The following is a 22,547-nucleotide window of genomic DNA, read 5'->3' as shown; positions in this document are numbered from 1 at the left end:
GCGGAAAAGGAGAAGCGCCATGTGCATGGTAAATGAAATCGACTACGGCACCCCTGCCTCCAAGTCCGACCGTATGGTCACGCTGACCATCGACGGCAAGGTAGTAACGGTTCCGGAAGGCACGTCCATCATGCGCGCGGCCCGCGAAGCCGGCATCGAAGTGCCGAAGCTTTGCGCCAATGACATGATGAAGGCCTACGGCTCCTGCCGTCTCTGCCTGATCGAGATCGAAGGCCGCAACGGCACTCCTGCCTCCTGCACCACGCCCGTGGCCGAGGGTATCAAGGTCGCCACTCAGACGGACCGCCTGGGCTCCATCCGCCGCGGCGTGATGGAACTCTACATGTCCGACCATCCTGCAGATTGCCCGGCCTGCGCCGAGGGCGATTGCGACATGGTCGAGATGGCGGCAAAGGTGGGCCTCACCGAAAACCGCTATGGCCCGAATGGGGAGAACCATGTCGCCCCGCTGCTTCACGGCGACACGAACCCGCATTTCCGCGAGCAGGACCTTTCGAACCCATATTTCGCTTACGATCCGGCCAAGTGCATCGTCTGCTCGCTCTGCGTCCGCGCCTGCGGCGAAGTGCAGGGCACCTTTGCTCTGACGGTGGAAGGTCGCGGCTTTGAAAGCCGCATCGCCGCCAGCATGGACGATCCGTTCCTTGAGTCCGAATGCGTCTCCTGCGGAGCCTGCGTGCAGGCCTGCCCGACGGGCGCGCTGCGCGAAAAGACCGTCATCGAGAAGGGTATGCCCGAGTGGTCGGCGGTCACCACCTGCGCCTATTGCGGCGTCGGCTGTACCTTCAAGGCGGAAATGCGCGGCGAGGAAGTCGTCCGCATGGTGCCCTACAAGGAAGGTCAGGCCAATCGCGGCCACTCCTGTGTGAAAGGCCGCTTTGCCTGGGGCTATGCGACCCACAAGGACCGCATCCTTAACCCGATGATCCGCGAGAAGATCACTGATCCGTGGCAGGAAGTGTCTTGGGATGAGGCGTTCGCCTATATTGCCAAGGAATTCCGCCGCCTGCAGTACCAGTACGGGAAAGGCTCCGTCGGCGGCATCACCTCGTCGCGCTGCACCAACGAGGAGACCTATCTGGTCCAGAAGCTGGTCCGTCAGGGCTTTGGCAACAACAACGTCGACACCTGCGCCCGCGTCTGCCATTCGCCCACCGGCTACGGTCTGCGCATGACCTACGGCACCTCGGCCGGTACGCAGGACTTCGACTCAGTCGAGCATACCGACGTGGTCCTGGTCATCGGCGCGAACCCTACCGACGCGCACCCGGTCTTCGGCTCCCGCATGAAGAAGCGGCTGCGCGAAGGCGCACGGCTGATCGTGATCGACCCGCGCCGCATCGATCTGGTCCGCACGCCGCACGTTCAGGCCGACTACCACCTTCCGCTCCGCCCCGGGACCAACGTCGCGATGCTGACCGCACTTGCCCATGTCATCGTCGAGGAAGGTCTGGTCGATGAGCAGTTCGTCCGCGAACGCTGCGACTGGGATGCCTTCCAGGACTGGGCCGAGTTCGTGCTCCAGCCTGAACACAGCCCCGAGGCCGTTGAGAAATACACCGGCGTTCCGGCCGAGCAGGTTCGCGCCGCCGCCCGCCTCTATGCCACCGGCGGCAATGCCGCGATCTACTACGGCCTCGGCGTCACCGAACACAGCCAGGGCTCCACGGCCGTCATGGCTATTGCCAACCTCGCCATGGCAACCGGCAACATCGGGCGCCCGGGCGTCGGCGTGAACCCGCTGCGCGGCCAGAACAACGTGCAGGGCTCCTGCGACATGGGCTCGTTCCCACACGAACTGCCGGGCTACCGCCACATCGCCGACGACGCCACCCGCGCCGTCTACGAGAGCCTCTGGGGCGTGAAGCTCGACAACGAGCCGGGCCTGCGCATCCCCAACATGCTGGATGCCGCTGTCGATGGTTCGTTCAAGGGCCTCTACGTCCAGGGCGAGGACATCCTTCAGTCCGACCCGAACACGAAGCACGTGGCCGCTGGCCTTGCCGCCATGGAATGCGTCGTCGTCCACGACCTGTTCCTCAACGAGACGGCCAACTACGCCCACGTCTTCCTGCCGGGCTCCACCTTCCTCGAGAAGGACGGCACCTTCACCAATGCCGAACGGCGCATCAACCGCGTCCGCAAGGTGATGGAGCCGAAGAACAAATACGCGGACTGGGAAGTCACGCAGAAGATGGCGCAGGCCTTGGGCCTCGACTGGAACTACCAGCACCCGTCCGAGATCATGGACGAAATTGCCAAGACCACGCCGACCTTCGCCGGCGTCTCCTTCGATCTGCTCGACCGTGTCGGCTCTGTCCAGTGGCCGTGCAACGAGAAGGCTCCGCTCGGCACGCCGGTCATGCATATGGACGGTTTCGTGCGCGGCAAGGGCCGCTTCATCCGCACCGCCTATGTGCCCACGGACGAGAAGGTCGGACCACGCTTCCCGCTGCTGCTCACCACTGGCCGTATCCTCTCGCAGTACAACGTCGGCGCGCAGACGCGACGCACGGCCAACATGACCTGGCATGAGGAAGACCGGCTGGAAATCCACCCGAACGACGCGGAGGATCGCGGCATTCGCGATGGCGACTACGTGAAGCTCGCGAGCCGCTCGGGCGAGACAAGCCTGCGCGCCAGGATTACCGATCGCGTGGCGCCGGGCGTGGTCTATACGACCTTCCACCATCCGGACACGCAGGCGAATGTGGTGACCACCGAATATTCCGACTGGGCCACGAACTGCCCGGAATACAAGGTGACCGCCGTCCAGGTATCACCGTCCAATGGGCCGACCGAGTGGCAGCGCGACTATAACGATCAGGCCAAGCGCAGCCGCCGGATCGTGCATGCAGAACCGGCTGAGTGACGCTGAAGCCGTGACCTCGCCGCTCGCCTCGTTTCCGCGTCTTGCCCAACGCCGCGATGGCGTGCGGCAAGAGCCGCGCACACTGCCGGAGGAAACCGCCGTCGCCCTCTCCTACGGCGGCACGACACATGCCGTCATGATGGCGACGCCTGCAGATCTGGAAGACTTCGCCCTCGGCTTCAGCCTGACCGAGGGGATTATCGCCTCACCGGACGAGATCGAGAGTATCGATGTTCAGGATCTGGAAGTCGGTTTCGACGTCCAGATCCGGCTCAAGGATACGGCCAACCATCGCTTTGAGGCACGGCGACGCAGGCTCGCAGGCCCCGTGGGCTGTGGCCTCTGTGGCATCGAGTCCATTGAGGAGGCCATGCGCGACGTACCGAGTGTCGCGAGCGGGTTCCGCCTGACCCACGACCAGATTGTTGAATCCGTCCGTCTGCTGTCTGAAAAGCAGGTGCTTCACCGGGCTACCGGAGCTGTGCACGCGGCAGGCATCTACAGGCCTGGCGAAGGCATCCTCGCCGCCCGCGAAGACGTCGGCAGGCACAATGCGCTGGACAAGCTGGCCGGTGCACTATCGCGCATGAAGATCGATGCCCGGGAATGTGCCGTCGTCATAACCAGCCGTGTGTCAGTTGAGATGGTACAGAAATCGGCTGCCATCGGCGCACCCATCATTATCGCAGTTTCAGCGCCGACCGCCTTGGCAGTCCGCACGGCTGAGGCTGCGGGCATCACGCTGGTCGCGCTCGTGCGCGGAGACGAGTATGATGTTTTCACCCATGACGAACGCATAGGAGTGTCCGACCATGTCGCATGACGAGGGCCAGACGACGGACGAACGTCTCGTCTACATGGCAAACCAGATCGCGACCTTCTTTGAAAGCCAGTCTCCCCAGGCGGCGGCCCATGGAGTGGCGGATCACATCAACAATTTCTGGGAACCGCGCATGCGCAAGCGCTTCTTCGAACTGGCTGAGTCCGGCTTGTTCAAGCTGAAGCCGATCGTAATGGAGGCGCTGCCGGAAATTCGCCGGCCTAAGGAAACGACGGAAGCCTGAGCGGCTGCGCCTTGCGCCGCGCGCGAAGCCTAGTGCTTACGCTTCGGCCGCAGGCGCACCAGGATGTCGACGTGAGCGATTTCCATGCCTTCAGGCGGCTCAGGCAGGTTAGTCACGGCCATATTTCCGTCGGGAATGTCGACCAGACGTTCCTCGCCTTCATAGAAGAAGTGATGGTGCTCGGACGTATTGGTGTCGAAATAGGTCTTCGACCCCTCAACCGGGAGGATCCGCAGCATGCCAGCCTCGGTGAACTGGTGCAGGGTGTTGTAGACCGTTGCGAGCGAAACCTGCACACCAGCCTGGAGCGCTTCCTCATGCAGATCCTCAGCCGAGACATGCCGGTCGCCGTGCGCGAACAGCAGGCTCGCCAAAGCTAGGCGTTGCCGGGTTGGCCGAAGGCCAGCCTCGCGAACCCGGGCTTCAAGATTGGAAATGTCGCGCTCAGTCACATCGCTCAAGGAAACGGTTCCCTTTGGTTAGGATCGTCAGAGGCACGGAATGCACCTTTCGACCTACAGAGATATATATCTGTGGGGGAGGGTCCGATCAATAGCGCCCAGAATGTTGATACTGCTGGCGCTTTCTTGCCGAATTTGTGCTTGTACGGTTTCCTACCGGAAACAAGCTGTGATAGGGAGGTGGAAAACATACCCCCTGAAAGCATCGGGTGTGAAGTGAGAAGGGCATGATGGCGCAACAGAAATCCAGCTATAGTTACGAAGAGCTTTTGGCTTGTGCTCGAGGCGAACTTTTTGGCCAAGGCAACGCCCAGCTTCCAGCGCCGCCGATGTTGATGTTCGACAGAATTACTGACGTGAGCGAGACTGGTGGCGAATACGGCAAAGGCTACATCCGCGCCGAATTCGATATTAAGCCTGACCTTTGGTTCTTCCCGTGCCACTTCATTGGCGATCCTGTCATGCCCGGCTGCCTGGGCCTGGACGCCATGTGGCAGCTGACCGGCTTCTTCCTCGGCTGGCTCGGCGAGCCCGGCAAGGGCCGTGCGATTTCCACGGGCGAAGTGAAGTTCAGTGGCATGGTGACGCCTGCGACCAAGAAGGTCGAATACGGGATCGACTTCAAGCGCGTCATGCGCGGCCGTCTGGTCCTTGGAATGGCGGATGGATGGTTGAAGGCCGATGGCGAGACCATATACAAGGCCAGTGACCTGCGGGTAGGCCTTTTCAAGCAGGAAGCTTGATAGACGCCGCTTACACGATCAACCACGCGAGGGCACCTGACTCCCTGGGTGCCCAAGGAGAAGCTATATGAGACGCGTCGTAGTCACGGGCCTCGGCATTGTTTCTTCCATTGGGAATAATGCCCAGGAAGTTATCGAATCCCTGCGTGAAGCAAAGTCCGGCATCAGTTTTTCGGAAGATTTTGCTGAACACGGATTCCGCTGCCAGGTATGGGGAAAGCCCACTCTCGACCCGAGTGAACTGGTAGACCGCCGCGCGATGCGGTTCCTGTCGAAGGGCGCTGCCTGGAACCATGTCGCCATGGACCAGGCCATTGCCGACGCAGGCCTGACCGAAAGCGAGATCACCAACGAGCGCACCGGCATCGTGATGGGTTCGGGCGGTCCTTCCACCCGCGCCATCGTGGAAGCTGCCGACGTCGTTCGCAAGAACAACAGCCCGAAGCGCATCGGACCGTTCGCCGTGCCGAAGGCGATGTCGTCGACGGCATCCGCCACGCTCGCGACCTGGTTCAAGATCCACGGCGTCAACTACTCGATCTCCTCGGCCTGCGCGACCTCGTCGCACTGCATCGGCAATGCATTTGAGCTGATCCAGTGGGGTAAGCAGGACATCATCTTTGCCGGCGGTCACGAAGATCTGGACTGGACCATGTCCGACCTCTTCGACGCCATGGGCGCGATGACCTCCAAGTACAATGACACGCCTGCTACGGCTTCGCGTGCCTATGACGTCTCACGCGACGGCTTTGCTATCGCAGGCGGTGCGGGCGTTCTGGTTCTTGAGGAACTGGAGCATGCCAAGGCCCGCGGCGCCAAGATCTACGCTGAGGTCGTTGGCTATGGTGCAACGTCCGACGGCTACGACATGGTCGCCCCGTCCGGCGAAGGCGCTATCCGCTGCATGCGTCAGGCCATCGCTACGGTGGACGCTCCGATCGACTACATCAACACGCACGGCACCTCGACGCCTGTCGGCGACAGCGCCGAGATCAGCGCGCTGCGTGAAGTCTTCGGCGACAACATCCCGCCGACGGCATCGACCAAGTCGCTTACCGGCCATTCGCTGGGTGCGGCTGGCGTTCAGGAATCGATCTACTCGATCCTGCAGATGCAGGAGCGGTTCATCGCGGAAAGCGCCCACATCACCGAGCTCGACCCTGAGTTCGACGGCGTGCCCATCGTTCGCAAGCGTATCGACAATGCCAAGATCGACACCGTTCTCTCCAACTCCTTCGGTTTTGGCGGCACGAACGCGACGTTGGTCTTCCAACGCTACAACGGCTAAGGGGAACCTTGCATGGAACCAATAATGAAGGGCAAGCGGGGTTTGGTGATGGGCGTGGCAAACGACCACTCCATTGCCTGGGGCATCGCGAAGAAGCTTGCCGCCCATGGCGCGGAACTGGCCTTCACCTACCAGGGTGAAGCTTTTGGCCGCCGCGTGAAGCCTCTGGCCGACCAGCTCGGCTCCAAGCTTCTCCTCCCCTGCGATGTGGAAGACAGCGCCTCTATCGACGCGGTGTTCTCAACGCTGAAAGACGAATGGGGCACGATCGACTTCCTCGTTCACGCTATCGGGTTCTCCGACCGAAACGAGCTGAAGGGCCTCTACGCCAACACCACGCGCGAGAACTTCATCCGCACGATGGTGATCTCCTGCTACTCGTTCACGGAAGTGAGCCGCAAGGCGGTGGAGCTGATGCCGAACGGCGGCAACCTGCTCACCCTCACCTACGCGGGCTCTGTGCGCGTCATGCCGAACTACAACGTCATGGGCGTTGCCAAGGCAGGCCTGGAAGCGAGCGTTCGCTACCTCGCCAATGACTTTGGCCCGAAGGGCATCCGCGTCAACGCGATCTCCGCTGGCCCGGTCCGTACGCTGGCTGGTGCAGGCATCGCTGACGCGCGCCACATGTTCTCCTACCAGCAGCGCAACTCGCCGCTTCGCCGCAACATCACCATTGATGACGTTGGTGGATCAGCACTCTACCTGCTGTCGGACCTGGCGAGCGGTGTCACCGGCGAGATCCACTACGTGGATTCCGGCTACAACATCGTCTCGATGCCGGCTCTGGAAGAGCTGAAGTCGACCGGCGAGGCGCAGGAAAAGGCCGAAGCCGAAGCTGCAGCGAGCGCCAAGTAAGTCCATCTTAAATGATGCGCAAAAAGCCGCCCTCGAGGCGGCTTTTTTCGTTTGCGGGGGCGAACAACCGTTCAGCTTGATACGCAGGTACGGCCGAGCTATATTAAGGAGGTGGGACCAGGCGCCAACCTGGCCCCCTTTGGCTAGAGTATCAGTCCAACACGGATCTCAAGAGACCAACACGTCCGTGTTTTTCTAAGCCTGAAGCCTATCGTCAGTGGCCAAAACCACATGGCGATACCTCCTTAGTAGAGAGCAAGGCTGTTGCCGCAGCCAGGGAAGCCCATCTTCCTTGGTTGCACCTGCTGGCCTAGAGCAATTCCAGAAAAAGTGGGATCCGGTTTTCCGTCCGGAATTGCGTTGAAACAATTGCCTAGATCACTTCAGAGTTTCCGTGAAACACTGAAGTGTTCTAGGCGCTGCTGCTTCTGCCCCCAACAGCTTACTTATACACCCACAACCCTACACACGTGAAGATTGCAAAAGCGGTTGTCGCTCTACTTATCGACGTCCCCACAGCACCTTGAACGTACCGCCGCGGGCAACTTCGCCGCTGGCGGAGAAATGCTCCTTCAGCACGGCTTCATACGGTAGCCCCCTGTTTGCCACGAGGTACAGGCGGCCGCCCGGCTTCATTGCTGCGGATGCAGCCTTGATCATGGCCTTGCCAAGGTCGGGTTCGGCCGAGCGCGACTGGTGGAACGGTGGGTTCATGATGATCGCGTCATAGCGACCGGCGACCCTCTCACTCACCAGATCATGCCAATGGAAACCTGCGGGTGCATCCGGTGCGAGCTTCTCGAAGTTGCGCTTGGCTGCCTCAAGGGAGCGCCTGTGGGCCTCGTAGAGATCGAGCGCGCCCATCTGATACTTCCGAGCCACCTCAACAGAGAGATAACCCCAGCCGGCGCAGAAATCGGCAATACGACCCGTCGAAGCGGTGAGCTTCTCTGGCAAGCTCCTGAGCAGAAGCTGCGAACCTTCGTCGATCCTGCCTTCCGAGAACCCGCCGACTGCCGTCTCGAACCCTTCCGGCGTCATCACCGCTTCCGGGAACAGCGGAGCAATGGTGGCGGCATCAAGCGCCTCGGGGCGCACAGACCAGAATACGATGCCGTGGTGCTTGGACATCTGCTCAACGATGGGCACCATCTCACCCATCCGTTTGGCGACGCTTGGGGCACCGTCCTTCTTGGTGCCGGCCGCGACGATCAGGCCGCCGGGCTTCACCCGCGTCAGTGCCTCTGCGAAGCGGAGTTCGTTCTCGCGGCGGTGCCGTCCAAGCAGGATGAGAGCCAGATCATAGCCCTCGCCTTCAGCCTCAGCAACGGCATGAAAGCCGGCCTTCTCAAGCGCCAGATAATCCGGGCGGAAATCCTGAACGGCTGTCACATCTGCGGCCGCTCCATCCGGCATGCGAAAGCCTGCAGAGGCTCCGAGGACGAGCACGCGCTCCCCCTTGCCCGGCACATCTAGGATGCCGCGTTCGAAGGGAAACAGCAGGGTGGGCAGGGCTTCATTCATGGGGTGGTCCCGTACAGTGCGCTGGCAATCGATGGCGGATGCCGCATCTTCTACGCGCCGCCATCATGAAAAGCAAAAGGGCGCGGAGTTGCCGCGCCCTTTCGTATCTGAAAAGAAGAAGGGCTTAGCCCTGGGCCGCCTGGCCCTCGTCTTCCTTCTTCTCGCGAGCAATTTCCTTGCCGGTTGTCTGGTCGACAACCTTCATGGAAAGGCGAACCTTGCCGCGCTCGTCGAATCCCATGAGCTTCACGAAAACCTTGTCGCCTTCCTTGACGACGTCCGTGGTCTTCTGGACGCGGTCCTGGGCCAGCTGCGAGATGTGAACCAGACCGTCACGCGGACCGAAGAAATTCACGAATGCGCCGAAGTCAGCGGTCTTCACGACCGTGCCTTCGTAGATTTCGCCAACTTCCGGCTCTGCCACGATGGAGTGGATCCACTTCTTGGCGGCCTCGATCTCCTTGCCGTTCGACGAAGCGATCTTGATCGTGCCGTCATCCTCGATGTTGATCTTGGCGCCCGTCTTTTCGACGATCTCGCGGATCACCTTGCCGCCCGTGCCGATAACTTCACGGATCTTGTCGGTCGGGATCTGCATCACTTCGATGCGCGGCGCGAACTGGCCGAGCTCTGAGCGGCTCTGCGACAGGGCTGCACCCATTTCGCCGAGAATGTGCAGACGACCGTCCTTGGCCTGGTCGAGGGCGATCTTCATGATCTCCTCGGTGATGCCGGTGATCTTGATGTCCATCTGCAGCGAGGTGATGCCTTCATCGGTACCAGCGACCTTGAAGTCCATGTCGCCGAGGTGATCCTCGTCGCCAAGGATGTCGCTCAGCACGGCGAAGCGCTCGCCTTCCTTGATCAGGCCCATGGCGATACCGGCCACCGGCTTTGCCAGCGGAACGCCTGCATCCATCAGTGCGAGCGAGGTGCCGCAGACCGTTGCCATCGAGGACGAGCCGTTGGACTCGGTGATCTCGGAAACAACGCGGATGGTGTAGGGGAACTGATCCGGAGCCGGCAGCAGCGGATGGAGCGCTCTCCATGCCAGCTTGCCGTGGCCGATTTCGCGGCGACCCGGCGAACCCATGCGACCCGTCTCACCGACCGAGTAGGGCGGGAAGTTGTAGTGCAGCATGAAGGATTCTTTGTAGGTGCCGGTGAGCGTATCGATGTACTGCTCGTCTTCACCGGTACCCAGCGTCGCAACAACCAGCGCCTGCGTCTCACCACGGGTGAACAGCGCCGAACCGTGCGTGCGTGGAAGGACGCCAGCCTGCGAAACGATCTTGCGAACCGTCTTCAGGTCGCGGCCGTCGATGCGGCTGCCGGTGTCGAGAATATTCCAGCGAACGATCTTGGCCTGCAGGGCCTTGAACACGGTCGCAACCTGCTCGGCGGACCATGCAGCTTCTTCGCCTTCAGCAGGCGTGAAGGCAGCCTTGACCTTGGCCTTGGCAGCGTCGACGGCGGCATAGCGAGCCTGCTTGTCGATGATCTTGTAAGCCTCGCGCAGGTCGCTCTCGGCGATCTTCAGCATCTCGGCTTCAAGCGCGCTCAGGTCTTCCGGCAGGAAGTCGCGCGGTTCCTTGGCGGCAACTTCAGCGAGCTTGATGATCGCATCGATGACCGGCTGGAAGCCACGATGGCCGAACGTAACGGCACCCAGCATGACTTCTTCCGAAAGCTGCTGAGCTTCGGATTCAACCATCAGAACGGCGTCAGACGTACCGGCGACAACGAGGTCGAGCTTCGTCTCGGCCATCTCGTCGAGATGCGGGTTCAGAACGTACTCGCCATTGATGTAGCCAACGCGTGCCGCGCCGACCGGGCCCATGAATGGAACGCCGGACAGCGTCAGAGCTGCCGAGGTGGCAACCATCGAAACGATGTCAGGATTGTTCTCGAGGTCGTGCTGCAGAACGGTCACAACAACCTGCGTGTCGTTCTTGTAGCCTTCCACGAAGAGCGGGCGGATCGGGCGGTCGATCAGGCGGGAAACGAGCGTCTCGTTTTCGCTCGGACGGCCTTCACGCTTGAAGTAGCCGCCGGGGATCTTGCCCGCAGCGAACGACTTTTCCTGGTAGTTGACGGTGAGCGGGAAGAAATCCTGGCCCGGCTTCGGCTCCTTCGCCGAAACGACGGTGGCGAGAACGACGGTCTCACCGTAGGTGGCCAGAACGGCGCCGTCTGCCTGGCGGGCGATCTTGCCCGTTTCGAGGATGAGCGGACGCCCAGCCCATTCGATCTCGACTTTATGTTCCTTGAACATGTCTTGTCCTTACGTGTTGGCCCTGCATCGGTGCAGAGCCCTTTCCATTCGTGGGACCAGCCACGGGCAAGACAACGGGAAGCTTGTAATCAAGCGTCCTGCAATCCTGCCCCATGACCCATCCGTCTCAAAACTTCGCGCATCAGGCGCGAAGCTTATGCCAAAGGCGGGTCCTTCCATGCTGAAGGACCCGCCTTTAGATTAGCGACGCAGTCCGAGCTTTTCGATCAGCGTCTGGTAACGTCCCTCGTCCTTACCCTTCAGGTAGTCGAGGAGGCTACGGCGCTGCGAAACGAGCTTCAGAAGACCACGGCGGGAGTGGTTGTCCTTCTTGTGATCCTTGAAGTGCTCGGTCAGGTTCTTGATGCGCTCCGACAGGATGGCAACCTGCACCTCAGGCGAACCAGTGTCGCCCTTAGCAGTTGCAAATGCTTGCATGAGTTCCTGTTTGCGCTCGGCAGTAATCGACATCGTATATCCTTTCTAACTTACGGGAGGATTGAGGCGCCCATAGCCGAGATGTCGTTCAGCCAGGGTCGTGGGCCGTGCACCACGCACGGCAGCACATCGCGCATATAGGGCATTGTGGCCTTCAATGCTAGCGAAAACCGCCAAAACGGCGAGAGTAGTCCTATTCCGCGGCCGCCTGGACCACATGGACGCTCTCGGCGGCGATGCGCGCAACGGGAATGCGGAAGATGCATTCCAGGCCCTTCGGCAGGAAGTTGCGTTCTATCTCGGCATCGAACGTACCGCCCAGCATCCTGTCGATGATCTCGGTACCGAAGCCGCTGCGGATGACCGGCTTGCGCCGCGCGCGGCTGACGAACTCCTGCCAGACGAAGACAAGCGCTTCGCCTTCGATCTTCCATGAGACGTGGAGCTTGCCACCGCTTGCGGAAAACGCGCCATACTTGGAGGCGTTGGTGGCAAGTTCGTGGATCGCAAGCCCAATCGTCTGCGCCGCCTGGTTGGCAAGCCGGAAGGCCGGTCCATTGATCTCGAGCCGTTTGGGATCGTCCGGCCTGAATGGCTCCACCTGGACCGTGATAAGCTCCTTCAGCTCCACACCCACTGCACCGCCGGCGATCAGCAGATCGGTCGAGCGGGCAAGGCCGTAGATGCGCTTCTGGAACGAGTCGAGGAATGTCGGCAGCGAGCGGGCATGCCGCGCCGTCTGCTTGGCCATGGAGGAAACGACGGTCAGCTGGTTCTTGGCGCGATGAGCCACCTCACGCATGAGAAGGCGGATCTCGTTCTCCGCCTGCTTGCGGTTTCTCGCGGCCTCAGCCAGGGCCGAAGAGACGGTTGTCATCTCGGTGATGGGATAGATGGCGCCGGACACCGGTTCGCCGGCTCCAAGCCTGCGGGCGTCTGCTGCCAACCTGCGGATTGGGCGGGTGATCTGCCTGCCCACCATCAGCGCCGTTCCCGCACCGATCACCAGGACGATAAGACTGCCCGCGAAGAGCAGCGACAGCGTCCGCCGCATAGGTGACTCGATGACAGAGACAGGCGCCCAGGCCACGACCTTCCAGCCACTGAAGTTGGATTCGTCCATCACCGTCAGGTAGAGCTCGTCCCCGCCCTCGGTGTAGCGCACCATACCCGCGGAACTGCTGTTGCCGACATTCAGGAAAAACGGTTCGCCGACCGTATCGTCGGCTGAGGTTGAAACGATGACCTTGTTCTCACGATCAAGCAAAGACGCGTGCCAGCCGCCGCGCAGAAGATGCTGCGACAGCGTCGTAGCCATCGAATCCGCATTCTGCGAGATTGCCAGGACGCGGGGTGGCTGGTTCTCCGGAAAAACCGGATAGAGCACGTTGAAGACCCACCTGTCGGGGATAGCTCCATAGAAGATGTTCGACACGTTCGTTGCACGGGACGAGAGTGCCGTCTCCACCAGAGCCGGATTGACCGACTTGCCGAGCGGCGTGCCGAACGGCACACGCGTGTTCATCAGGAGGTTGAATCCTTGATCGATGATCAAAAGATACGAGCCTGTCCCCGCGAGGGCGTCGACGGCCCTGGTGTAGAACGGCCCGAGATCATTATTGGCCAAAGTAGGAGACGTTGCCATGACTCGCAGCGTCGTGATGACGCCATTGAGTTCCCGATCGACCGCTTCAGCGATCGAGGCCGCCATTCCGGCGGCCAGCGTGGTCGTGATTTCGCGCTGCGCCAGGTCGTTTCGTTTGAGCAAAACCGCTGAAATTCCAAGCGCAGGAAGAACAGTCGCGGCAATCAGCAGCGCAAGGAAGAAACCGATAGGCTTCGGACGCCCCCACCAAATGCGAAAGCGCCTGACCAAACCGTTCCCTGCGTGGGAACTACCGCCATGTTCATCCGCCCGTGTCTTCTGCATTCGCTCTCGTATCCGGCCAGCCCCATTAATGCAGGAAGGGCGAAAGCGTTGCAACCGACGCCGGCTAAACGACAAAAGATCCTCCTTTGTCGGCTCAGGCCCCGCGCACGTCCATTTGGAGCAGACATTACAGTTTACTATTAGGTTAATAAAACTTAACTTTACGTAATGTCTTAAAGGGATTAGGCGTTATCAAGATGATCATCTTTGGATGACCATCTTTTATTGATGATATATTGGAGACTAATATGAGGACGTTTCTTATTTCTTCGGTCTTAGCCCTTGCAACCTTCTGTTCGGTCGGCGCTGCATCGGCCTGCATTTTCGATGCAGATTTTTCCAAATGCTTCAACCAGTGCACGGAGGCGGGTTACATTCTTGCACCTGCCTGCGCTTTGGGTTCCACACCCGGCATCAACTGAGAACCGATCTCACCAAGCAAAGACGGCCCGCCCCATTGGGGCGAGCCGCCGAAACCTCAACTCCCGGACCGTATGCAATCAGGCGCCGAATACCCGCTTGGGTTTGAACATGCCCTGCTCGATCACACCGATGGCAAGCAGGCGGCCGCGTGCACTGGCCCAGGCCTCCGGAGCCTCGACCGGCGCATCCCGGCCACGCACGATCACCGGATTTCCGAGGCGCACGCGCTGGGCTGCATCTTCATGAAGCGCAACTTCGGGAATGCCTTCCATCGCGGATTCAGTACCCAGCAGGAACTGGTCCAGCGCGGCGAACCGGTCAACAGGCTCGGGATGCTCCTCCGCCAGAGCCAGCAGGGTATCCAGCGGAACGAGGTTCGCTTCCGCGAACGGATAAACCTCCGTCCGGCGCAGATCCGAGATATAGCCGTAGCAGCCAAGATCCCGGCCTATGTCACGTGCAAGCGAGCGGACATAGGTGCCCTTGCCGCACTCCACTTCCATCACGACGCTGTCAGCATTCGGGATCTCGACGATATCGAGACGCAGGATCTCGACTTCACGCGCCGCAATCTCGACCTCAGCACCCTCACGGGCGAGGTCGTAGGCGCGCTCGCCGGCGATCTTGATAGCTGAATAGGTGGGCGGAACCTGCATGATGACGCCGGTATAGTTCGGCAGGACTGCCTCGATCTGCTCGCGCGTCGGGCGATTGTCGGAGGTCTTGACCACCGCACCTTCCAGATCGTCCGTCGTCCGCTCCTCACCCCAGGTGATCGTGAAGCGGTAGACCTTGGCGCCATCCATGACATAGGGCACGGTCTTGGTTGCATCGCCAAGCGCGATCGGCAGCAGGCCCGACGCCAGCGGGTCCAGCGTTCCGGCATGCCCAGCCTTCTGGGCGCCGAAGAGCCACTTGATCTTGGCGACAGCGTCCGTCGAACCCATTCGATAGGGCTTATCGAGAACGATCCATCCAGAAACGGGCCTGCCTTTTTTGTTTCCTCTTCGCGCCATCAAAGGTCTCTTTCATTCGTAATGCAAAAACCTTCCGGATGAATGCAGCGCGCCGCGCTCATCACGCGGCCAGGCAACTCACCGGAAGGCAAAATGGACAGGAGTAACTACTCCTCCGTACCCTCGTCATCAACATGACGGAGGTCACGCGTGACTTCCGGCGATCGCAGCAAGCGATCGATCTTGGCAAAATTGTCGAAGCTTGTATCGATGCGGAACCTGAATTCCGGCATGTATTTGAGCTGCTTCAGATACGCAGCAGCCCTGCCCCGCAGAAAGCGTGCATGGCGGTTCAAGGCAGCGACAATGATGTCCTTGTCCCCGCCAATCGGCGATATGTAGGCTGTAGCGATCTTGAGATCGGGCGACATGCGGACTTCGGAGATGGATACCACTACGCCGTCCAGAGCTGGTTCCTGCAGTTCATCGCGCTGCAGTACCTGAGCAAGAGCATGACGCGCCTGTTCGCCGACTCGAAGCTGGCGCTGTGAAGGACCGTTGGACATAGCGTTTCTTCTTGATTTCAATGCCAGTGGATCGCCAGCCTGGACTGGGCGATCCCTGCAAAATGCCAATCGCGAACCCGAAAGAAGACCACCACCGCGTCTGCGGTGGTGGCTTTCTCATTAAAGGGTACGGGTAATGTGCTCGACGCGGAACGCCTCGATGGTGTCGCCTGCGCGGATGTCTTCGTAATTCTCGAAGGCCATACCGCATTCCTGACCCATCTGGACTTCGGACACTTCGTCCTTGAAGCGCTTGAGCGTCTTGAGCTTGCCTTCGTGGATGACGACGTTGTCGCGGATAAGGCGAACACCGGCGCCACGCTCCACCTTGCCTTCGGTAACGCGGCAGCCTGCCACTTTGCCGACCTTGGTGATGTTGAACACCTCGAGGATCTCGGCATTACCGAGGAAGGTCTCGCGACGCTCCGGCGACAGGAGGCCCGACATGGCCGCTTTGATATCATCGATGAGGTCATAGATGATATTGTAGTAGCGGATCTCGATGCCCTGACGCTCGGCGAAGTCACGTGCCTGCTTGTTGGCACGAACGTTGAAGCCGAGGATCACACCGCCTGACGTCTCCGCCAGCGACACGTCGCTTTCGGTGATTGCACCAGCTCCTACATGGACGATGCGAGCACGAACTTCGTCGGTGCCAAGCTTGTCGAGCGCTGCCACGATGGCTTCGATCGAACCCTGCACGTCGCCCTTGATAATGAGCGGGAACTCCTTGAGGCCGCTCGACTGAAGCTGCGACATCATCTGCTCGAGCGAGCCGCGCTGGCCAGCCTGGCGGGCAACGGCCTTTTCGCGTGCCTTGCGGCTACGGTATTCCGAAATCTCGCGAGCGCGGGCTTCGGTATCCACCACGGCAAACCTGTCACCGGCCTGCGGCGTACCCTGAAGGCCGAGAATTTCGACCGGGAACGAAGGACCGGCAGCCTTGATCTGTGCGCCACGGTCATCGACCAGTGCGCGGACACGGCCCCACTCGCTGCCGGCGACGATGATGTCGCCAGGATGCAACGTACCCTTCTGCACCAGAACGGTGGCAACAGGGCCCCGGCCACGATCAAGCTTCGCCTCGATGACGACGCCTTCAGCGGTACGGTTCGGATTGGCCTTGAGTTCAAGGATTTCCGACTGCAGCAGAATGGCTTCGAGCAGCTTGTCCAGGTTGATCTTCTTGATCGCCGAAACCTCGACGTCCAGGACGTCACCGCCCATGGATTCCACGAAGACCTCGTGCTGGAGCAGAGCGGTGCGAACCTTCTGCGGATCAGCCTGCGGCTTGTCGATCTTGTTGATCGCAACGATGATCGGCACACCAGCAGCCTTGGCGTGGTTGATGGACTCGATCGTCTGCGGCATCACGCTGTCATCGGCAGCGACCACCAGGATGGCGATGTCGGTTGCCTGGGCACCGCGTGCACGCATTGCCGTAAAGGCGGCGTGACCCGGGGTATCGATGAAGGTGATCAGCTGACCGTTCTGTTCAACCTGATACGCACCAATGTGCTGGGTGATACCACCGGCTTCGCCAGCGGCTACGTTTGCATGACGCAGGGCGTCGAGCAGCGAGGTCTTGCCGTGGTCGACGTGACCCATGATCGTGACGACCGGTGGGCGCGAAACCAGCGTCTCTTCGCTGTCCTCGATGTTGAACATGCCCTCTTCGACGTCGGATTCAGCAACACGCTTGACCGTGTGACCGAACTCGACCGCAACCAGCTCAGCAGTATCGGCATCAATCACGTCACCGGGCTTGATGATCTGGCCCTGCTTCATGAAGTACTTGACGACGTCCACTGCGCGCTCGGCCATACGCTGGGCGAGCTCCTGAACCGTGATGGTCTCGGGCAGCACGACTTCACGCACGATCTTCTCGCGCTGTTCCTGCTGCTGCGAACGCTTGAACTTCTCCTGGCGGCGGCGCATCGCGGAGAGCGAGCGGCTGCGGCCTTCCTCGTCAGAAGACAGGGCGGTGTTGAGCGTCAGCTTGCCACGACGACGATCGTCTTCAGCCTTCTTAACAGGACGGGCAGGTGCTTCCACCTTTGCCGGACCGCGCTTTGCGCCGACATCGTCATCGTCCTTGACGGGCTTCTTGACGACAACAGCCTTGTGACCAACAGGCTTTGCGAGGCCCGTGGAGTCTTCCGGCGGCATACGGCCAGGAACGTTGATCGGAGCCGGGCGCTGCGGAGCATCGGAACGCGGCTGGCGCGGACCATCGGCACGCTGCGGACGGCCACCGTCCTGACGGTACGGGCGGCGTTCACCAGCAGGCGCTGCCGGGCGGCTCTGCTCGCCCTGCGGTGCAGGTGCGGAAGCAGCTGCGGCCGCGCGGCGCGCAGCTTCTGCTTCAGCCTTGGCGCGAGCCTCAGCCTCAGCCTTCAGACGGGCTTCTTCCTCAGCCTGACGGCGGGCGGACTCTTCAGCCTCGCGACGACGGCGCTCTTCCTCTTCGGCCTTGCGCTGTGCTTCAAGCGCAATCCTGCGGCGCTGCTCTTCAGCCTCGCGAACCTTGGAGTCCTGCAGAGCGCGGCGACGCGCATCCATTTCGCTCTTCGAGAGCTCGTTCAGAACCATGCCACCAGGGCGACCCTGTGGACGCGGCTGCTCACGGCGTGGCGACGGCTGGGACTGTTGCTGCTGCGGAGCTGCTGCAGCTGGGCGCGGCTTTGGCGCGGGCGCAGGCGTCACCGTTGGCTCGGGACTTCCGTCTGGCCGTGCAAATTTGCGCTTCTTGGTTTCGACGACGACGTTCTTCGTGCGTCCATGCGAAAAACTCTGCCGCACAGTTCCCTGCTCCGGGCGCTTGAGCGTCAGTGTTTTCTTCGGATTGACGCCGAGCGTCTTGTCTTCACCGGTTTTACTATCAGTCATTCCATATCCTCTGCGGCTCCCGCCGCGGCCGACGCCAATTTATCGGAAACTTCGCCCCGATATGCGGCAAGCATTCTCATGCGTTTCAGCGCTGCCTCGCCGGCCCCCTGGCCGAACAAAGCAGCATGTATCACATTTGTTGCCCCTAAAGCCAAACTCATTTCATTCTCAGAAAAGAGTCTGAATGCCGGCACCCCGTGTCCGCTGGCATGGGCCACCGCGTTCCTCGCGGCAAGAATTTTCCGGATTCCGTCGGGCGATGCGTCAATCGCATGAACAACAGCGATAGCTTTACCGCTGCGCACGGCAGCTTCCACTTTTGTAGCACCCAATGCCACGGCTCCGGCCTTTCGCGCAAGACCAAGCGTGCCCAAAGTTGAGGTTACCATGAGAGAATCGACCATGTCGGCCAGATCCGTGGGAACCACAACAGGCGCCTTTAGCGCTTTCGCGAAAATGTTACGGGCCGCAGCTTTCTCAACCAGGGGCTTCTCGGCAACGACCCAACAGCCACGCCCGGGCAGCTTGTGCCTCAGATCGGGAACGATCGTACCATCAGGCGCGGCCACAAACCGGATCATCTCGTCCGGATTGCGCGTCTCTCGCGTCACTATACATGTGCGATCGTTCATCTGATTTCGCAAGACCTAAAGCTGCCCTAAACATTCCCCTAGCCTTCCGAAGATGCAGAAACTGCTTCTGCATCCTCCTCGGCTACATCGGCTTCCAATTCATCCTCTGCCTCGGCTGCTGCTTCCTCTTCGGAAATCCAGCCTGCCTTGACGCGGGCGAAAACGATCATCTGCTCGGCTTCGGCGCGGGAGATGTCGAAGTTGGACAGAACGCCCTGGGTGAACTTCGTCTCACCTTCCTTGCGTTCCTTCCAGCCGACGAGATCATCCGCAGCATAACCGGCGAAATCCTCGACGGTCTTCACGCCATCCTCACCGACGGCAACCATCATGGCGGTCGTCATGCCGGGGATTTCGCGAAGTTCGTCTTCAACGCCAAGCTCGATGCGGCGCTTGTCCTGCTCGGCTTCCAGGCGCTCGAGGTATTCACGGGCGCGGGTCTGGATCTCGGTAGCGGTGTCCTCATCGAAGCCGTCGATCGAGGCAATTTCCGTCGGCTCGACATAGGCAACTTCTTCGATGCTGCTGAAGCCTTCGGAAGCCAGCACCTGGCCCACCATCTCGTCCACGTCGAGGGATTCCATGAACAGCGCCGAGCGCTCAACGAATTCCTTCTGGCGACGCTGCGACTCTTCTTCCTCGGTCAGGATGTCAATGTCCCAGCCGGTGATCTGCGAAGCCAGGCGCACGTTCTGGCCGCGACGGCCAATCGCCAGTGATAGTTGGTCATCCGGGACCACAACTTCAATACGCTCGGCATCCTCATCGAGAACAACCTTCGAGACTTCGGCAGGTTGAAGCGCATTGACGATGAAGTTCGCCGGATTTTCGTTCCACGGGATGATGTCGATCTTCTCGCCCTGTAGCTCGGCGACGACGGCCTGAACACGGCTACCGCGCATACCGACGCAGGCGCCGACCGGGTCGATCGACGAGTCATGGCTGATCACGGCGATCTTGGCGCGCGAACCGGGGTCGCGGGCAACCGACTTGATCTCGATGATGCCGTCGTAGATTTCCGGCACTTCCATGGTGAAGAGCTTCGCCATGAACTGCGGATGGGTACGCGACAGGAAGATCTGCGGACCACGCTGCTCGCGGCGCACGTCGTAGACATAGGCGCGGACGCGATCACCATACTTGAAGATCTCGCGGGGGATGAGCTCGTCACGGCGGATGATGCCTTCACCGCGACCGAGATCAACGATCACATTGCCGTACTCGACGCGCTTGACGGTGCCGTTGACGATCTCGCCGATACGATCCTTGAACTCGTCGTACTGGCGGTCGCGCTCTGCTTCACGCACCTTCTGGACGATGACCTGCTTGGCAGACTGGGCTGCGATGCGGCCGAAATCCATGGGCGGGAGCTGCTCGGCGATGAAGTCGCCAACCTGCGCATCCGGGTTGCGGGTACGAGCATAATCAAGGGAGATCTGACGGGCAGGTTCTTCGACGACGTCAACGACTTCCATCAGACGCTGCAGCTTCATCTCGCCCGACTGCGGGTTGATGTCGGCGCGGATGTTCGTCTCCTGGCCATAGCGCGAACGCGCTGCCTTCTGGATCGCATCAGCCATCGCGTGCAGCACGATCGACTTGTCGATGGACTTTTCGCGAGCGACCGCTTCTGCGATTTGAAGAAGCTCCAGTCTGTTTGCGCTGATTGCCATTTCAATTTCTCCCTTAAGGGTAGGCCGGCTGCCCGCCAGCCCTGCACGTAAAAGCTTGTGTTAGAGCAGCTCCGAGAAAACCTATCTCCCCGAGCAACTGCACGAATTCCCTAGTGTTCCGTCACGTCGTCCGCTTCGTCGCCGTCCTCATCATCGGACTTGCGATCGCGCCGATCCTGCTTGTCCTTCTTCAGGGCCTGCTGGATGAGGGCGTCCGTGAGAATGAGCTTCGCGGCAGCCATCGTATTGTAGGGGATAGAAACAACTGCTTCGTCCCCTTCGTCAACCTTGTCGCGTTCAAACTGAATGCCTTCTTCATCGGCAGCGACGATCGTGCCGCGGAAGCGCTTGCGTCCGGCAACCGATACGGCGGTCTCGATACGGGCAAGCTGACCAACGGCATTGGCAAAATCTTCGCGCCTCACCAGCGGGCGATCGATCCCCGGCGAGGAAATCTCCAGCTGGTAGGCGCTATCGATCGGATCATCGACATCGAGCGCCGGCGAAACCGCAAGGCTTACCTGCTCGCAATCATCCACGGTCATCGTGCCATCCGGCCGCTCGGCCATGATCTGCAGCGTGATGCCGTCCTGATTCAACAACTTAACGCGGACAAGCCTGTAGCCAATTGCGTCAATCACTGGGGCGACGATGGCCGCCACTCGGGCTTCAGAACCCGTTTCGCTTATAATGCGATCATCCTGCATGCCGCTGGATACCTCGTTGCACGTTCGGCCAACAAAAAAGAGCGGGACCGGACGGACCCACTCTTCGCCATAACGACCAAGAATTTGCGATCTATATAACGGAAGCCACCAGTTCTTTCAAGCTTGCTCTGCGCTTTTCCAGCCCGCCCTCGCCTATGGACCGATTTTGTGCGTTGCACAATTGCATAGGTGCGTTGCCAAAAGCCGACTCCTAACTCCGCCTGACCGCCCCTATATGAGGGCTACGAGAATTGTGCAGCGCACCAAAGAGGAGTGAACATCCATGAGCACGCGCAGAACCATCAGCAACTTCCTTGACACCGTAGCAAGCGCCATCGCCGTTTCGAACGCCGTTCGCGAACACCGCAGCCCGCGCGCCCGCGATCTGGCTCAGCTCGGCATCGACCCGATGCGCTTCCGCGAAATCAAGCGCTTCTAAGGCGGCAATTTCCACCCACAAGGGCCATATGGCCCTTGTGCGGGAGATTGCCTCCCATTTTCCTGCTGAATTTACCGACGTATGAACGTCAGATAGGCAGGCGTCCTGCCCTCACGCAAGGCCTTGGCCTCGTATCGCGTTCCCGGCCAGTACTCATACGGCCGTCTCCAGCTCTCCACCGATTCCGCCTTCCAGTCGAAGGCGTCATGATTTCTGCAGTGGAGCAGCGTCCAGTTCACATACGTATCGATATCCGAAGCAAAGCGGAATGTACCGCCGGGCTTCAACACGCGCGCGAACCGATCGAGATTCGTCTCATTGACGAACCGGCGCTTCCAGTGGCGCTTCTTCGTCCATGGGTCCGGATAGAACAGATCGATCCCATCCAGGCTGGCTTCAGGTAGCCAATCCAGGAGCTGCGTTGCGTCGTCATCATGGAGGCGCAGATTGGCCGGCACCCGGTCCTCCAGGGCGCTGGTCAGCTTGGCCATTCCATTCACGAAGGGCTCAACGCCTATAAACCCGGTCTCGGGCTTGCGCTCAAGATGCGAAACCAGGTGCTCGCCACCCCCGAAACCGATCTCCAGCCAGGTCTCTTTGACCGGCTGGGAGAAAAGCTCAGCCAGGTTCGCGGGCGGACTGCTTTCAAGATCGATCTTGAGCTGCGGCAGAACCGAATTCAGTGCGTCATGTTGAAGAGGCCGCAGTCGCTTACCGCGACGGCGGCCGAAAAAGGCCTCGGTGGACCTTTCAGGGTGGCTTTCGCCCATAGAAATGTACTCTTGAGT

General features: G+C 60.5%; 19 protein-coding genes. 7 read left to right on the top strand and 12 right to left on the bottom strand.

The annotated features are described in order from the left end of the window. The first annotated feature begins 19 nt into the window (after positions 1 to 19). The 3 genes from fdhF to IEX27_RS14630 are packed head-to-tail and all read left to right on the top strand — an operon-like array spanning position 20 to position 3,957. Positions 20 to 2,893 (top strand): formate dehydrogenase subunit alpha, encoded by a 2,874-nt coding sequence (gene fdhF / locus IEX27_RS14640; RefSeq protein WP_188721826.1) that lies wholly within the window; start codon positions 20 to 22, stop codon positions 2,891 to 2,893. Continuing rightward, positions 2,874 to 3,716: a formate dehydrogenase accessory sulfurtransferase FdhD gene (fdhD, locus tag IEX27_RS14635; protein WP_188721825.1), complete on the top strand. Its 843-nt coding sequence runs from the start codon at positions 2,874 to 2,876 to the stop codon at positions 3,714 to 3,716. Before fdhF ends, fdhD begins: the two co-directional genes overlap by 20 nt. After that, positions 3,706 to 3,957 carry a formate dehydrogenase subunit delta gene (locus IEX27_RS14630; RefSeq protein WP_188721824.1) on the top strand — a complete coding sequence of 84 codons (252 nt, stop codon included), beginning with the start codon at positions 3,706 to 3,708 and terminating at the stop codon, positions 3,955 to 3,957. Before fdhD ends, IEX27_RS14630 begins: the two co-directional genes overlap by 11 nt. A gap of 29 nt (positions 3,958 to 3,986) precedes the next feature. On the opposite strand, the gene irrA is transcribed toward IEX27_RS14630, so the two are convergent. Then, positions 3,987 to 4,418: an iron response transcriptional regulator IrrA gene (irrA, locus tag IEX27_RS14625; protein ID WP_280516492.1), complete on the bottom strand. Its 432-nt coding sequence runs from the start codon at positions 4,416 to 4,418 to the stop codon at positions 3,987 to 3,989. Positions 4,419 to 4,648: 230 nt separating this feature from the next. On the opposite strand from irrA, the gene fabA reads away from it, so the two are divergent. From fabA to fabI, 3 genes are all read left to right on the top strand, one after another. Further along, positions 4,649 to 5,161 carry a 3-hydroxyacyl-[acyl-carrier-protein] dehydratase FabA gene (gene fabA, locus IEX27_RS14620; protein ID WP_188721823.1) on the top strand — a complete coding sequence of 171 codons (513 nt, stop codon included), beginning with the start codon at positions 4,649 to 4,651 and terminating at the stop codon, positions 5,159 to 5,161. 67 nt (positions 5,162 to 5,228) lie between these two features. After that, positions 5,229 to 6,449 (top strand): beta-ketoacyl-ACP synthase I, encoded by a 1,221-nt coding sequence (gene fabB / locus IEX27_RS14615; RefSeq protein WP_188721822.1) that lies wholly within the window; start codon positions 5,229 to 5,231, stop codon positions 6,447 to 6,449. 12 nt (positions 6,450 to 6,461) lie between these two features. Beyond that, complete coding sequence (fabI, locus tag IEX27_RS14610) at positions 6,462 to 7,307, top strand: enoyl-ACP reductase FabI (RefSeq protein WP_188721821.1); 846 nt, start codon at positions 6,462 to 6,464, stop codon at positions 7,305 to 7,307. Between the two features lie 501 nt (positions 7,308 to 7,808). Here the strand turns inward: fabI and IEX27_RS14605 are convergent. The 10 genes from IEX27_RS14605 to rimP form a co-directional block, all read right to left on the bottom strand. Continuing rightward, positions 7,809 to 8,831, bottom strand: coding sequence for a class I SAM-dependent methyltransferase (locus IEX27_RS14605; protein WP_188721820.1), 1,023 nt, complete (start codon positions 8,829 to 8,831; stop codon positions 7,809 to 7,811). Positions 8,832 to 8,955: 124 nt separating this feature from the next. Continuing rightward, complete coding sequence (pnp, locus tag IEX27_RS14600) at positions 8,956 to 11,106, bottom strand: polyribonucleotide nucleotidyltransferase (RefSeq protein WP_188721819.1); 2,151 nt, start codon at positions 11,104 to 11,106, stop codon at positions 8,956 to 8,958. 201 nt (positions 11,107 to 11,307) lie between these two features. After that, positions 11,308 to 11,577, bottom strand: coding sequence for a 30S ribosomal protein S15 (gene rpsO, locus IEX27_RS14595; RefSeq protein WP_188721818.1), 270 nt, complete (start codon positions 11,575 to 11,577; stop codon positions 11,308 to 11,310). A 160-nt stretch (positions 11,578 to 11,737) separates the two neighbouring features. Continuing rightward, positions 11,738 to 13,312: a sensor histidine kinase gene (locus tag IEX27_RS14590; RefSeq protein ID WP_244630382.1), complete on the bottom strand. Its 1,575-nt coding sequence runs from the start codon at positions 13,310 to 13,312 to the stop codon at positions 11,738 to 11,740. A 662-nt stretch (positions 13,313 to 13,974) separates the two neighbouring features. Then, on the bottom strand, positions 13,975 to 14,913 hold the full coding sequence (gene truB / locus IEX27_RS14585) for a tRNA pseudouridine(55) synthase TruB (RefSeq protein ID WP_188721816.1): 939 nt from the start codon (positions 14,911 to 14,913) through the stop codon (positions 13,975 to 13,977). A gap of 107 nt (positions 14,914 to 15,020) precedes the next feature. Next, positions 15,021 to 15,440, bottom strand: a complete 420-nt coding sequence (rbfA, locus tag IEX27_RS14580) for a 30S ribosome-binding factor RbfA (RefSeq protein ID WP_280516491.1) — start codon at positions 15,438 to 15,440, stop codon at positions 15,021 to 15,023. A gap of 99 nt (positions 15,441 to 15,539) precedes the next feature. Then, positions 15,540 to 18,308 (bottom strand): translation initiation factor IF-2, encoded by a 2,769-nt coding sequence (infB, locus tag IEX27_RS14575; RefSeq protein WP_188721814.1) that lies wholly within the window; start codon positions 18,306 to 18,308, stop codon positions 15,540 to 15,542. Then, a complete protein-coding gene (locus tag IEX27_RS14570; RefSeq protein WP_188721813.1) occupies positions 18,305 to 18,940 on the bottom strand; it encodes an RNA-binding protein in 636 nt (211 codons plus the stop codon). The genes infB and IEX27_RS14570 overlap by 4 nt, the downstream gene beginning before the upstream one ends. 38 nt (positions 18,941 to 18,978) lie before the next feature. Next, on the bottom strand, positions 18,979 to 20,613 hold the full coding sequence (gene nusA, locus IEX27_RS14565; protein WP_188721812.1) for a transcription termination factor NusA: 1,635 nt from the start codon (positions 20,611 to 20,613) through the stop codon (positions 18,979 to 18,981). A gap of 110 nt (positions 20,614 to 20,723) precedes the next feature. After that, positions 20,724 to 21,320 carry a ribosome maturation factor RimP gene (rimP, locus tag IEX27_RS14560; protein WP_188721811.1) on the bottom strand — a complete coding sequence of 199 codons (597 nt, stop codon included), beginning with the start codon at positions 21,318 to 21,320 and terminating at the stop codon, positions 20,724 to 20,726. Between the two features lie 283 nt (positions 21,321 to 21,603). On the opposite strand from rimP, the gene IEX27_RS14555 reads away from it, so the two are divergent. Continuing rightward, entirely contained in the window at positions 21,604 to 21,759 is a 156-nt protein-coding gene (locus IEX27_RS14555) for a hypothetical protein (protein ID WP_188721810.1), read from the top strand. 71 nt (positions 21,760 to 21,830) lie between these two features. Here IEX27_RS14555 and trmB read toward each other — a convergent pair whose 3' ends face one another. Beyond that, complete coding sequence (trmB, locus tag IEX27_RS14550; protein ID WP_188721809.1) at positions 21,831 to 22,529, bottom strand: tRNA (guanine(46)-N(7))-methyltransferase TrmB; 699 nt, start codon at positions 22,527 to 22,529, stop codon at positions 21,831 to 21,833. Positions 22,530 to 22,547 lie beyond the last annotated feature (18 nt).

Source organism: Nitratireductor aestuarii (assembly GCF_014641695.1).
GTDB classification, from domain to species: domain Bacteria; phylum Pseudomonadota; class Alphaproteobacteria; order Rhizobiales; family Rhizobiaceae; genus Chelativorans; species Chelativorans aestuarii.
This window is presented reverse-complemented; position numbering and strand designations above follow the sequence as displayed.

Bases quoted from the DNA above. Each gene is read 5' to 3' on its own strand.
- fdhF (WP_188721826.1), top strand. From the start codon at position 20: ATGTGCATGGTAAATGAAATCGACTACGGCACCCCTGCCTCCAAGTCC.
- fdhD (WP_188721825.1), top strand. From the start codon at position 2,874: ATGCAGAACCGGCTGAGTGACGCTGAAGCCGTGACCTCGCCGCTCGCC.
- IEX27_RS14630 (WP_188721824.1), top strand. From the start codon at position 3,706: ATGTCGCATGACGAGGGCCAGACGACGGACGAACGTCTCGTCTACATG.
- fabA (WP_188721823.1), top strand. From the start codon at position 4,649: ATGGCGCAACAGAAATCCAGCTATAGTTACGAAGAGCTTTTGGCTTGT.
- fabB (WP_188721822.1), top strand. From the start codon at position 5,229: ATGAGACGCGTCGTAGTCACGGGCCTCGGCATTGTTTCTTCCATTGGG.
- fabI (WP_188721821.1), top strand. From the start codon at position 6,462: ATGGAACCAATAATGAAGGGCAAGCGGGGTTTGGTGATGGGCGTGGCA.
- IEX27_RS14605 (WP_188721820.1), bottom strand. From the start codon at position 8,831: ATGAATGAAGCCCTGCCCACCCTGCTGTTTCCCTTCGAACGCGGCATC.
- pnp (WP_188721819.1), bottom strand. From the start codon at position 11,106: ATGTTCAAGGAACATAAAGTCGAGATCGAATGGGCTGGGCGTCCGCTC.
- rpsO (WP_188721818.1), bottom strand. From the start codon at position 11,577: ATGTCGATTACTGCCGAGCGCAAACAGGAACTCATGCAAGCATTTGCA.
- truB (WP_188721816.1), bottom strand. From the start codon at position 14,913: ATGGCGCGAAGAGGAAACAAAAAAGGCAGGCCCGTTTCTGGATGGATC.
- infB (WP_188721814.1), bottom strand. From the start codon at position 18,308: ATGACTGATAGTAAAACCGGTGAAGACAAGACGCTCGGCGTCAATCCG.
- IEX27_RS14570 (WP_188721813.1), bottom strand. From the start codon at position 18,940: ATGAACGATCGCACATGTATAGTGACGCGAGAGACGCGCAATCCGGAC.
- nusA (WP_188721812.1), bottom strand. From the start codon at position 20,613: ATGGCAATCAGCGCAAACAGACTGGAGCTTCTTCAAATCGCAGAAGCG.
- rimP (WP_188721811.1), bottom strand. From the start codon at position 21,320: ATGCAGGATGATCGCATTATAAGCGAAACGGGTTCTGAAGCCCGAGTG.
- IEX27_RS14555 (WP_188721810.1), top strand. From the start codon at position 21,604: ATGAGCACGCGCAGAACCATCAGCAACTTCCTTGACACCGTAGCAAGC.
- trmB (WP_188721809.1), bottom strand. From the start codon at position 22,529: ATGGGCGAAAGCCACCCTGAAAGGTCCACCGAGGCCTTTTTCGGCCGC.